General features: G+C 61.1%; 10 protein-coding genes and 1 pseudogene. 10 read left to right on the forward strand and 1 reads right to left on the reverse strand.

From position 1 onward, the window contains the following. Window positions 1-289: 289 nt before the first annotated feature. From arnB to DXT77_RS15020, 10 genes and pseudogenes are all read left to right on the forward strand, one after another. Window positions 290-1,441, forward strand: a complete 1,152-nt coding sequence (arnB, locus tag DXT77_RS14975; protein WP_119428182.1) for a UDP-4-amino-4-deoxy-L-arabinose aminotransferase — start codon at window positions 290-292, stop codon at window positions 1,439-1,441. After that, a complete protein-coding gene (gene arnC, locus DXT77_RS14980; RefSeq protein ID WP_085709966.1) occupies window positions 1,438-2,460 on the forward strand; it encodes an undecaprenyl-phosphate 4-deoxy-4-formamido-L-arabinose transferase in 1,023 nt (340 codons plus the stop codon). Before arnB ends, arnC begins: the two co-directional genes overlap by 4 nt. Beyond that, window positions 2,457-4,448 (forward strand): bifunctional UDP-4-amino-4-deoxy-L-arabinose formyltransferase/UDP-glucuronic acid oxidase ArnA, encoded by a 1,992-nt coding sequence (gene arnA, locus DXT77_RS14985; protein WP_085709967.1) that lies wholly within the window; start codon window positions 2,457-2,459, stop codon window positions 4,446-4,448. Before arnC ends, arnA begins: the two co-directional genes overlap by 4 nt. Further along, window positions 4,448-5,332: a 4-deoxy-4-formamido-L-arabinose-phosphoundecaprenol deformylase gene (gene arnD / locus DXT77_RS14990; RefSeq protein ID WP_085709968.1), complete on the forward strand. Its 885-nt coding sequence runs from the start codon at window positions 4,448-4,450 to the stop codon at window positions 5,330-5,332. Before arnA ends, arnD begins: the two co-directional genes overlap by 1 nt. Beyond that, entirely contained in the window at window positions 5,329-6,978 is a 1,650-nt protein-coding gene (gene arnT, locus DXT77_RS14995) for a lipid IV(A) 4-amino-4-deoxy-L-arabinosyltransferase (protein WP_119428183.1), read from the forward strand. Before arnD ends, arnT begins: the two co-directional genes overlap by 4 nt. Beyond that, window positions 6,975-7,319 (forward strand): 4-amino-4-deoxy-L-arabinose-phosphoundecaprenol flippase subunit ArnE, encoded by a 345-nt coding sequence (gene arnE, locus DXT77_RS15000; protein WP_065257283.1) that lies wholly within the window; start codon window positions 6,975-6,977, stop codon window positions 7,317-7,319. The genes arnT and arnE overlap by 4 nt, the downstream gene beginning before the upstream one ends. Then, a complete protein-coding gene (gene arnF / locus DXT77_RS15005) occupies window positions 7,316-7,729 on the forward strand; it encodes a 4-amino-4-deoxy-L-arabinose-phosphoundecaprenol flippase subunit ArnF (RefSeq protein WP_119428184.1) in 414 nt (137 codons plus the stop codon). Before arnE ends, arnF begins: the two co-directional genes overlap by 4 nt. Further along, window positions 7,726-9,107: pseudogene (locus DXT77_RS15010) on the forward strand (UDP-glucose/GDP-mannose dehydrogenase family protein); the annotation flags it as partial. The gene arnF and the pseudogene DXT77_RS15010, both read left to right, overlap by 4 nt. Further along, on the forward strand, window positions 9,102-10,700 hold the full coding sequence (locus DXT77_RS15015; RefSeq protein ID WP_119428186.1) for a glycosyltransferase family 39 protein: 1,599 nt from the start codon (window positions 9,102-9,104) through the stop codon (window positions 10,698-10,700). The pseudogene DXT77_RS15010 and the gene DXT77_RS15015, both read left to right, overlap by 6 nt. 62 nt (window positions 10,701-10,762) lie before the next feature. Then, entirely contained in the window at window positions 10,763-11,281 is a 519-nt protein-coding gene (locus DXT77_RS15020) for a GNAT family N-acetyltransferase (protein WP_119428187.1), read from the forward strand. 1 nt (window position 11,282) lies between these two features. On the opposite strand, the gene DXT77_RS15025 is transcribed toward DXT77_RS15020, so the two are convergent. Then, window positions 11,283-12,248 carry a LysR family transcriptional regulator gene (locus DXT77_RS15025; RefSeq protein ID WP_119428188.1) on the reverse strand — a complete coding sequence of 322 codons (966 nt, stop codon included), beginning with the start codon at window positions 12,246-12,248 and terminating at the stop codon, window positions 11,283-11,285. Window positions 12,249-12,440 lie beyond the last annotated feature (192 nt).

The raw sequence follows: 12,440 nt of genomic DNA on the forward strand, positions 1-12,440 counted from the left end.
ACTTTTCCGATAAAGCCGCGGAAATCTGAACAGCGGCTGTATGAATTACAGATAAACGATTCGCCGACCGGTTTTTCATATTCCTTTCACAAAATCGGGAATAACCTTAGCTAGATAGGTCCTCAGTCGGTACCGCCCAACCTGCCGGGCAACGCCTGAAAAGTCAACCAACCCCCGACGTCATGCTTACCAAGCAACTCGTTGATGCAAAACCCGTTTTTTGCGTCTACGCTGGGATTGGATCCGATGAACAGATGGATCTGTCCATTTTTTTCGCAATGAGGTGTCCATGAGTCAGGCGTTTCTCCCCTTCTCTCGCCCGAGTATCGGCGATGAAGAAATTGCGGCCGTCGAGCAGGTTCTGCGCTCGGGCTGGATCACCACCGGGCCGAAAAACCAGGCACTTGAAGAACAGTTCGCGCAGTACGTGGGATGCAAGCACGCCGTTGCACTGTCATCTGCCACCGGCGGCATGCACATCACCCTGCTGGCCCTGGGCATCGGTCCCGGCGATGAAGTCATCACGCCGTCGCAGACCTGGGTCTCCACCGCCAACATGATTTCCCTGCTGGGCGCCACGCCGGTGTTCGTGGATGTCGACCGCGACACCCTGATGACCGACGCCGCCCGCATCGAAGCCGCCATCACACCACGCACCAAAGCCATCATTCCGGTGCACTACGCCGGCGCCGCGTTCGATCTGGATCCGCTGTACGCGCTAGCAGACAAGCACGGCATCGCCGTCATCGAAGACGCCGCCCACGCAGCCGGCACCCGCTACAAGGGCCGCCACGTCGGCGCCCACGGCACGGCGATCTTCTCGTTCCACGCGATCAAGAACATGACCTGTGCCGAAGGCGCGATGTTCGTCACCGACGACGAAGCCCTGGCCAGCCGCGTGCGCATGCTCAAGTTCCACGGTCTGGGCGTCGATGCCTACGACCGTCTGACCGGTGGCCGCAAGCCGCAGGCCCAGGTCATGGAGCCTGGTTTCAAGTACAACCTGGCCGACATCAACGCCGCCATTGCCCTGGTGCAACTGGAGCGTCTGGACGCCATCAATGCCCGCCGCACCGAGCTGGCCGGTCAGTACCTGCAAAAGCTCGAAGGCTTGCCGGTGCAGCCACTGGTTGTTCCACAGCAATACGCCCAGCAGCACGCCTGGCACCTGTTCATCCTGCGTATCGACAGCGAGCGCTGCGGGATGGATCGCGAAGCCTTCATGAAGGGCCTGCAGGAGCAAGGTATCGGCACCGGCATCCATTTCATCGCCACCCACCTGCACACCTGGTACCGCCAGCGTGACCCTGACCTGTACCTGCCCAACACCGAATGGAACTCGGCGCGGCTGTGCTCGATTCCGCTGTTCCCCGACATGACCGACCAGGATCTGGATCGTGTTGTCGGCGCCATCGCCACTCTTATGGACAAACGCTCGTGAGACCTTACCCGATTAAATGCGTGTCGATCGTCATCCCGGTCTACAACGAACAGGACAGTCTGCCTGAGCTGCTTCGGCGCACAGAGGCGGCCTGCGCCCAACTCAAACATGACTACGAAATCGTGCTGGTCGACGACGGCAGCCGCGACGAGTCGGCCAACATGCTGGAAGAAGCCGCCGGACGCGAAAACAGCCCGTTCGTGGCAGTCATCCTCAACCGTAACTATGGCCAGCACGCCGCGATCATGGCCGGTTTCGAGCAATGCAAGGGCGACGTGGTGATCACCATCGACGCTGACCTGCAGAACCCGCCGGAAGAAATTCCGCGTCTGGTGGCCGAAGCCGAAAAGGGTTACGACGTCGTCGGCACCGTGCGTGGCAACCGTCAGGATTCGGCCCTGCGCCGCTACCCGTCGAAGCTGATCAACCTCGCGGTGCAACGTTCCACCGGCGTGGCCATGAGCGACTACGGCTGCATGCTGCGCGCCTACCGCCGCACCATCATCGACGCCATGCTCGCCTGCCGCGAACGCAGCACGTTCATTCCGATCCTGGCCAACAGCTTCGCCCGCCACACCACCGAAATCGTCGTGGCCCACGCCGAGCGTGAACACGGCGACTCGAAATACAGCCCGATGCGCCTGATCAACCTGATGTTCGATCTGGTCACCTGCATGACCACCACGCCGCTGCGTCTGCTGAGCATCGTCGGCTTCGCGATGGCGGGTCTGGGCGCACTGTTCGCCGTTGCGCTGATCGTCCTGCGCCTGGCGTTCGGTGCAGTCTGGGCCGGTGACGGCACGTTCGTACTGTTTGCGGTGCTGTTCGTGTTCACCGGTGGCCAGTTCATCGGCATGGGTCTGCTGGGTGAATACCTGGGACGCATGTACAGCGACGTGCGCGCCCGCCCGCGCTTCTTCATTGAAAAGGTGTTGCGCAGCCAGCCGGCCTCCCCGGCACCTGCGGTCACCGTTGACGGCCTTACTTCCAATTCCACTTCCGATCAGGTTCTCTCATGAGTGCAAAAACTGTTGTCTTCGCTTACCACGATATTGGCTGCGCCGGCATTGAAGCCCTGCTTAACAGCGGCTACGACATTGCAGCAGTGTTCACTCACGCCGACGATCCGAAAGAAAACGCCTTCTACGCCTCGGTTGCACAGCTGTGCGCCAGCAAGGGCATCCCGGTCCACGCCCCGGAAGATGCCAACCACCCGCTGTGGATCGAGCGCATCGCCAAGCTCGACCCTGAGTACATTTTCTCGTTCTACTACCGCAACCTGCTGAGCGAGCCGCTGCTGGCACTGGCCAAAAAAGGCGCGTTCAACCTGCACGGCTCGCTGCTGCCACGCTACCGTGGTCGCGCTCCGGCCAACTGGGTGCTGGTCAACGGCGAAACCGAAACCGGCGTCACCCTGCACCGCATGGTCAAGCGCGCCGATGCCGGCGCCATCGTTGCCCAGCAGCGCGTTGCCATCGAACGCAGCGACACCGGTCTGACCCTGCACGCCAAACTGCGCACTGCCGCCAGCGACCTGCTGCGCGACACCCTGCCGAACATGCTGCAAGGCAAGATCACCGAAACCCCGCAAGACGAATCCAAGGCCACCGTATTCGGCCGTCGTACCCCGGCGGATGGCAAACTGGTCTGGGCCAAACCGGCCGAGCAGCTGTTCAACCTGGTTCGCGCCGTGACCCGTCCGTACCCGGGCGCCTTCTGCGCCGTGGGCGAGCACAAGCTGATCGTCTGGAGCGCCGAAGTCGTCAAGGGCAACGAAGGTCAGGCCCCTGGCCGTGTGATCAGCGTCGATCCGCTGCGCATCGCCTGTGGTGAAGACTCGCTGGTGATCAACGCGGGTCAGCGCAACGACAACGGTCTGTACCTGAGCGGCCCGCAACTGGCCAATGAACTGGGTCTGGTCGACGGTTCGCTGCTGCGCGGAGCCGAATCCGGCCGTGCGCCACGTCGCACCCGCGTGCTGATCCTGGGCGTCAACGGCTTCATCGGTAACCACCTGTCCGAGCGTCTGCTGCGTGACGACCGCTACGAGATCTATGGCCTGGACATCGGTTCCGACGCCATCGACCGTCTGCGCGACCACCCGCGTTTCCACTTCGTCGAAGGCGACATCAGCATTCACTCCGAGTGGATCGAGTACCACATCAAGAAGTGCGACGTGGTCCTGCCACTGGTGGCCATCGCCACGCCGATCGAATACACCCGTAACCCGCTGCGCGTATTCGAACTGGACTTCGAAGAGAACCTGAAACTGGTTCGCTACTGCGTCAAGTACAACAAGCGCGTGATCTTCCCGTCGACCTCGGAAGTCTATGGCATGTGCCAGGACAAGAACTTCGACGAAGACAGCTCGAACCTGATCGTCGGCCCGATCAACAAGCAGCGCTGGATCTACTCGGTTTCCAAGCAACTGCTGGACCGCGTGATCTGGGCTTACGGCGCCAAGGGCCTGAACTTCACCCTGTTCCGTCCGTTCAACTGGATGGGTCCGCGTCTGGACCGTCTGGACTCGGCCCGTATCGGCAGCTCCCGCGCCATCACCCAGCTGATCCTGAACCTGGTGGAAGGCACTCCGATCCGTCTGTTCGACGGCGGCGAGCAGAAGCGCTGCTTCACCGACATCGCCGACGGCGTCGAGGCGCTGGCCCGCATCATCGACAACGACAACGATGTCTGCAACGGCCAGATCATCAACATCGGCAACCCGGAAAACGAAGCCAGCATCCGTCAGCTGGGCGAAGAACTGCTGCGTCAGTTCGAAGCTCACCCGCTGCGCAGCAACTTCCCTCCGTTCGCCGGTTTCCGCGACGTGGAAAGCAAGGCGTTCTACGGTGCCGGTTACCAGGACGTGGAACACCGCAAACCAAGCATCGCCAACGCCAAGCGCCTGCTGAACTGGGAGCCGACCGTGGAAATGCGCGAGACCATCGGCAACACCCTGGACTTCTTCCTGCGTGAAGCCATGCTCGAAATCGCGGACAAGCGTTAATGCAGGCAGGTCTTCGTATCGATGTCGACACCTACCGAGGCACCCGTGAAGGGGTGCCCCGGTTGCTGGAAATCCTCGACGAAGCGCAGGTCAAGGCAACGTTTTTCTTCAGTGTCGGCCCGGACAACATGGGCCGGCATCTGTGGCGCCTGATCCGTCCGCAATTCCTCTGGAAAATGCTGCGTTCCAACGCCGCCGGCCTGTATGGCTGGGACATTCTGCTGGCCGGGACTGCCTGGCCGGGCAAGCCGATCGGTCGCGATCTCGGGCACCTGATGCGTCAGGCCCGGGACGCCGGCCATGAAGTCGGCCTGCACGCCTGGGATCACCACGGCTGGCAGGCCAATGCCGGCACCTGGAGCGACGCGCAACTGATCGAGCAGATCCGTCGCGGCGTCGACACCCTGAGCGACATCATCGGCGAGAAAATCCAGTGCTCGGCCGCCGCCGGATGGCGCGCGGACGAGCGCGTGGTCGAAGCCAAAGAAACCTTCGGTTTTCGCTATAACAGCGATTGCCGCGGGAATCGGCTGTTTCGACCACTGCTGGCCGATGGTTCCGTAGGGGCGCCGCAGATTCCGGTGGACATGCCGACCTTCGACGAGGTGGTCGGCCCGACCGTGGCGGCGAAGGACTTCAACGCCTTCATCCTTGACCGGTTCCGCCCGGACAACCTCAACAACTACACCATTCATGCCGAAGTAGAAGGGATTCTGATGGCCGACGATTTTCGCCGTTTGCTGGCCGATGCACGCCAGCGAGAAATCGAGTTCAAGCCTTTGGGCGATCTGTTGCCCGAGTTTCTCAACACATTGCCTGTGGGCCGTGTGCAGCGTGGCGTCCTCGAAGGCCGTGAAGGCTGGCTGGGAGTGCAAGGGGCATGAGCAAGCGCTGGGCATTACCGCTGCTGATCGGACTGTTTCTGCTGGCCTACCTGTTGCCGCTCGGCACCCATGGCCTGTGGATTCCCGATGAAACCCGTTACGCCCAGATCAGCCAGGACATGCTGCTGAGCGGCAACTGGGTGTCCCCGCATTTCATGGGCCTGCGTTATTTCGAGAAACCGGTTGCCGGTTACTGGATGATCGCGCTGGGCCAGGAACTGTTCGGGCAAAACCTGTTCGGCGTGCGTTTCGCCTCGGCCCTCAGCACCGGTTTGAGCGTGCTGTTGTGCTTCCTGGTTGCCCGTCGCCTGTGGAACGAGCCGAGCAAAAGCTTCATCTGCGCCCTGCTCTACATGAGCTTCACGGTGGTTGCCGGTCAGGCGGGTTATGCCAACCTCGATCCGCAATTCACCTTCTGGGTCAACCTGAGCCTTGTGGCCCTGTGGTTTGCCGTCGACAGTCGCAGCACCCGGCAGCGTGTGATCAGCTGGGCCGTTTTGGGGCTGGCCTGCGGCATGGGGTTCATGACCAAGGGCTTTCTCGCCTGGCTGCTGCCGGTGTTGATCGCCCTGCCCTGGATGCTCTGGCAGAAACGCTGGCGTGAACTGCTGATCTACGGCCCGGTGGCGGTTGCCGTGGCGATCGTCGTCAGCTTGCCGTGGGTGCTGGCCGTGCACAGTCAGGAACCGGATTACTGGCGGTTCTTCTTCTGGCACGAACACATCCGCCGCTTTGCCGGTGACGACGCCCAGCACGATGCGCCGTGGTGGTTCTACCTGCCATTGCTGGTTGCCTTCAGTCTGCCGTGGGTCGGCATGCTGGTGCCGGCGTTCAAGCAAGCCTGGCAGACCCGTACCCAACCGGGCATTGCCTTCCTGCTGCTGTGGCTGGTGATGCCGCTGGCGTTTTTCAGCACCGCCAACGGCAAACTGCCGACCTACATCCTGCCTTGCCTGCTGCCGCTGGCGCTGTTGCTGGGTCATGCTCTGGCCGACCGTCTGCGTCTGGAACAGGGCCGGGCCTTGAGCATCAACGGCTTGCTGAACCTGGTATTGGGTGTCGTCACGCTGATCGCACTGGTTTACCTGCAACTGAAAAAACCGGTGTACGACCATGAGCTGCACAGCATGGTGCTGGTGTTCATTGCCCTGATCGGCTGGATCATCGCCAACCTTGCGCAAGCATTTCTGCCGCTGCAGTGCTGGGCCGCTCCGGCGCTCGGCAGTCTGCTGCTGATCGGCGTGCTGCCGGCGGCGCTGCCGAAATCCGTGGTAGCCAACAAGACTCCGGACCAGTTCATCCTGCATCACCTCGACGAACTGTCCGGCACCACGCACCTGCTGAGCAACGATCTCGGTGCCGCTTCGGCACTGGCCTGGCGCCTGAAGCAACCCAAGGTGGCGTTGTACAACACCGTGGGCGAGCTGAAGTACGGCCTGAGCTATCCGGAAGGCGCGGAACAGCGGATCACCACCGATGAAGTCCAGCAGTGGGTACGCGATGCCCGCCGCACCGGCTCGGTGGGCGTGGTCATGCGGGTCAAGGGCGACGACGAGCTGCATGAAGTCGACCTGCTGCCCAAGGACGGCACCCGTTATGAGCAAGGCAACCTGGTGATCATCGTCCTGCCCAAGGATCCGTCATGAGCTGGTTGCTGTTGCTGACGGCATGTCTGCTGACATGCCTGGGTCAGGTTGCACAGAAGTACGCAGTGGAGAGCTGGCGCGGTGTCGACTCGTCCTGGGCCGACAAACTGCGCTCGCCGTGGCTGTGGCTGGCGCTGTTCGCACTCGGTTCGGGCCTGCTGGTCTGGCTGCTGGTGTTGCAACGCCTTGAAGTGGGCATCGCTTACCCGATGCTCAGCCTCAACTTTGTGCTGATCACCCTGATTGCGCGTTTCGTGTTTCGCGAACCGATCGATCGCCAGCACTGGATCGGCGTCGCACTGGTCATCGGCGGCGTGGCACTGCTGGGGCAACAGTCATGAGTCAGGGACGCGGCATCGGCTTTGCACTGGGCAGCGTTTTGCTGGTCAGCGGCGCCCAACTGGGCATGCGCTGGAGCATGACGCGCCTGCCGCAGCCGGAACAATGGCTGTCGACCCTGAGCAGCGGCAGCGTCGATCTGTCGGCGCTGGCGGTGGTTGTCACGGCCATTTTTGCCTACGCACTGTCGATGCTCTGCTGGCTCGCCGCCCTGCGCGACCTGCCGCTGGGCCGGGCCTATTCGCTGCTGAGCATCAGCTATGCGCTGGTGTATCTGTTGGCGGCCAGCCTGCCGCTGTTCAACGAATCTTTCAGTTTCACCAAATCACTGGGCGTGGCACTGGTCATGCTCGGTGTCATCACTATCAACACTCGTCCGGCACAAGCGCCCGATTTGAGGAGTGCTCCATGAAAATCACAGTATTTGGAAGCGGTTACGTCGGCCTGGTGCAAGCCGCGGTTCTGGCCGAGGTCGGCCATGATGTCGTGTGCATGGATATCGATCAGAAGAAGGTCGAACTGCTCAGCCAGGGTCACGTCAGCATCTTCGAACCGGGCCTGTCGAGCCTGGTCCGTGAAGGCCTGGATTCCGGTCGTCTGCACTTCACTGCCGATGAGAAAACCGCCGTACTTCACGGTCGCGTCGCCTTCATCGCCGTGGGCACACCGTCCAGCGAAGATGGCTCGGCCGACCTGAAATACGTGCTGTCGGTGGGCGATGCCGTTGCCCGCCATCGCGAGCAACCGCTGATCCTGGTGGAAAAATCCACCGTTCCGGTCGGCACCGGCGACACCTTGCGCGCCCATATCCAGGCCGCGCTGGACAAGGCCGGTCGCGCGCTGCAGTTCGATATCGTCTCCAACCCGGAATTTCTCAAGGAAGGTTCGGCGGTCTCCGACTGCCGTCGTCCGGACCGCATCGTCATAGGCTGCGAAGGCGATGAAGTGCGCGACGTGATGCGCGACCTGTACTCGCCGTTCAACCGCAACCATGACCGCATCATGTTCATGGACCTGCGCAGCGCCGAGCTGACCAAGTACGCCGCCAACTGCATGCTGGCGACCAAAATCAGCTTCATCAACCAGATCGCCGAACTGGCCGAACACCTGGGCGCCGACATCGAGTCGGTACGCCAGGGCATCGGCGCCGACACACGCATCGGTTACCACTTCATCTACCCGGGCTGCGGCTACGGCGGCTCGTGCTTCCCCAAAGACATGCGCGCGCTGATTCACAGTGCCGAACAGGCCCATTGCTCCAGCGACCTGCTGCAAGCGGTCGAAGCGATCAACGAACGCCAGAAGCACAAACTGTTCGACCGCATCAATGCGTTCTACAAAGGTGATCTGCGCGGCAAGACCTTCGCCCTGTGGGGCCTGGCGTTCAAGCCGAACACCGACGACATGCGCGATGCGCCAAGCCGCGTTCTGCTTGATTCGCTGTTCGCCGCCGGCGCCAGCGTTCGTGCCTTCGACCCGGAAGCGATGCAGGAAACCCAGCATCTGTACCCGAACGAAGAAAAACTGATGCTGATGGGCACCCCTGAATCGGTGCTTGCCGGCTCCGATGCGCTGATCATCTGCACTGAATGGCAGCAGTTCAAGGCGCCGGATTTCGACCTGATCCAGCAACGCCTCAAGGATCCGGTGATCTTCGACGGCCGTAACCTGTACGACGCCGATCGTCTGTCGCGCAATGGCTTCAAGTACTTCCCGATCGGCCGTGGGGACTCGCGCAAGCTGCCGATCCCGCTGCAACAATGGCCCAACACTGCGGACGTCGCTTGATCACGTTGTCGCCTGCCATCCGCCGGCAGTCCCTGATCGCAGGGCTGCTGGCACTGTTGTTGTTTATCGCCGGGGTTTATGGACAGGCACCCATTGGCTTTGATTCACGCTTTGTACTGTTTGCCCAGGAGATGCTGCGACACGGGCCGACGGTATTCCCGACCACCTACGGCGAGCCTTACGCTGACTATTCGGCCGTCTCGACGCTGTTCATCTGGCTGTTGTCGCTGCCCTTTGGCGCGATCAATACCCTGACCGCGTGGTTGCCCAGCGCCATCGCCGGCGGGGTGATCGTTATGTTGATGTACCGCTTGCTGGCGGTACATTCGCAACGCTGGGCATTGATCAGCATTGCACTGCTGATGCTCACCAGCACCTTCATCACCGAAGTCCGGGCAGTGTCGCAAGACCTGATGCTGGCTGCCGTGGCGCTGTCGGTGTTCTACCTGGGCTACGCACACGACCACTTCGGCTCCGGCCGGCGCTGGCCGCTGATTTTCGTCCTGCTGTTGCTGGGTTTCGGCATTCGCGGGCCGATCGGGCTGGTGGTGCCGACCGGCATGCTCTGCAGCTATTACCTGCTCAACCGTCAGTGGACACGGCTGTTCGTGTTCGGTGTGCTGGCGTCGATCCTGCTCGCGGCGTGTGTCGGCCTGTTGTTGTGGCTGGCCAAGCTCAGCGGTGGCGAGGCTTTCCTGCAAGACGTGATCCGCATGCAGTTCATGGGGCGCATGGATGGCAGTGAAGGCGTCAGCGGTTCGCTGTACTACTTCACCAGTTCGCTGGGCAACTACGCGCTGGCTTATCCGCTGGCCATTGTGGTGCTGGCGGTGGCATGGCTGAGCAAACCGCATCAGCGCGGACCGGCCTTGCGCCTGGTGCAATATTGCGCGGCGGCCGGGTTGATCGTCATGGTCGGTCTGTCGATTCCACAGGCAAAGAAGGCGCGTTACCTGCTGCCGATGTTGCCGATGGCCGCGATCATCGCCGCGTATCCGTTCCAGGTGGCCCACGGTCGGGTATTCGCCTGGTTGCGCGGGGTCATTCAGGCCCTGTGGCTGCTGACGCCGCTGTTGCTGATCGTTGCCCTGCTGGTTGCGCGACGCAAGTTCCCGGAGCTGTTGACCGGTGTCATGCCGGTGCTGATCGTGCTGGGCCTGCTGCAACTGCTGGCGTTGTCCCGACTGTGGAAGTCGCGCTGGCGTGCCGAAGTGCTGGCCCTGAGCGCGGTACTGGCGTTGTGGACGGTCTATGCCGCCGTGTTCGAGCCGGTGGAACGCGCGCTCTATGACACCCGTTCTTTCAGTCGTGCGGCGTTCGCCCAGGTTCAACAGAACCCGGCCCCGCTGGTGCTGCACGGCATGGGCAAGGACGCCAAGGCGATCAAGTTCATGGTCAACGTCGAGCAGGACCTGCAACCGCAGTTCACCGAAACCGTTCAGCAACTGGAAGCACTTCAGGGGCCGGCCTGGCTGATCATGGACAGCAAGGACCTGCAATCGCTGCAAGGCACGCCGCTGGCCAGCCTGCAACCGGTACTGAGCGGTCGCTTCGACAAGAACGATTACGTGCTGTTGTACCTGAAACCCTTGTAGACCTCGCTGAAGGCTGCGATCTTGCGGAGCTTCCCAGGATCGCAGCCATCGGCAGTACCCGCATGACATTTCTCATTCGCCCCGCCCGGCCCGCAGACGCGGCCGCCCTCCCCGTCATCGAACGTTCGGCTGCCGAGCTGTTCCGCCTCGACCCGGCACTGGCCTGGCTGGCCGACAGCGATGTACCCGACGCCGCGCAGCATTTACAGGCCATTGAGCAGGGACATGTATGGGTGGCAGAGAATACTGCCGGACAACTTGCCGGTTTTTTAAGGGCCGTTGAAATCGACAACCAGTTGCACGTTGAAGAGCTGTCCGTCAGCCAACACTTTCAGGGCCAGGGCATCGGTCGCAAGTTACTGTTGGGCGTGATTGAACACGCGCGACGGCAGCAACTTGAGGCGGTCACGTTGACCACTTTCCGCGACCTGCCGTGGAATGCGCCGTTCTATCAACGAATGGGTTTTGTGCCATTGAACGAACTGGATGCCGGGCCGCGTTTGATCGAGGTACTCAACGACGAAATCGCCCACGGTTTGCCCGGTGAGCGACGTTGCGCGATGCGATTGATGCTCGGCTGAATTACAACGGCGCTTTCAGATCAACGCCCAACGCCTGAGCGAACGCCTTCACCAATGGACTGCGCACGGTGTTGTGACGCAGGATCAGATTGAACGGCGTGGCGATGTTGATTCGCTCCGGCAGCACTGCGCGAAACTGCCCCGCCGCCACCAGCGTGGCCGCGTAATGCCGGGGCAGGAAGCCTACGAAGCGCCCGGTCTTGATCAGCAGCGCTACGGCTTCGACCTGCGTCGCCGAGGCGGAAAAACTGTCGTAGCGGGCAAAATTGAGTTTGTCGCGATGAATCGCGTAGCGGTGGTTGATGCACTCGTAATCCTGCAGCACCTCGCTGTTCATTTGTGCTTCCGGCATGTCGAACAACGGATGGCCGACAGCGCAGTAAACCTCCGAACGCTCTTCATATAACGGGTAATAATCAAACTCTTCCCGTTTTTGATAAACCGGCACTATTCCCGCCACCAGACGCCCTTCTACCACGCCTCTTTCCACCTCATCCAGCTGGGTGGCCTGAAGTTGAAATCTTACTTTCGGCGACTCTTCATTTATCTTTTTAAGCGCAGCAACTAACGGTGAATTAAGGTCGCTGATCGTATTATCAATAACGCCCACACCAAGATCGCCAATAAGTTCGTTTTGCGCGGAACTAAGCCGATCCCGAAAGTTGTCGACCGACGCGAACAGGTCAATCGACGCCTGATACACCAGACGCCCTTCCTCGGTCAGGTGAAAGCCCTCGCGACCCCGGGTACACAGACGCATGCCGATACGGATTTCCAGGTCGGAGATCTGCTTGCTGATGGCCGCAAGGCCCACGTTCAGCTCGTTTTGCGCGGCGCTGAAGCCTCCCGCTTCGACCACGGCCTTGAACACCTTGAGCAGTTTGAAATCCAGTCCGCTAAGGGACAGCGGCGCTCGGTGAGCCGTTTTCAGCGGCGGGTTTCCGGAATTGGAAAGTGGGGTTTCCATAATGCTGATTTACCTCTGGCGCAATGTTCAACAATCTGTGTCCAACAACAAAAACATCGCCGACTAATAATAATGATCACAGAAAACAGGCCTTGGCAACCGCCAAAAAATCCCGAACATCAGTGCCAACTCACTGATCGCCAAACATTAAAAGCTGACACTTCGATCAGCTCTTGTCTCTTTGCAACTGCC

Source organism: Pseudomonas sp. 91RF (assembly GCF_003576265.1).
Taxonomy (GTDB): domain Bacteria; phylum Pseudomonadota; class Gammaproteobacteria; order Pseudomonadales; family Pseudomonadaceae; genus Aquipseudomonas; species Aquipseudomonas kribbensis.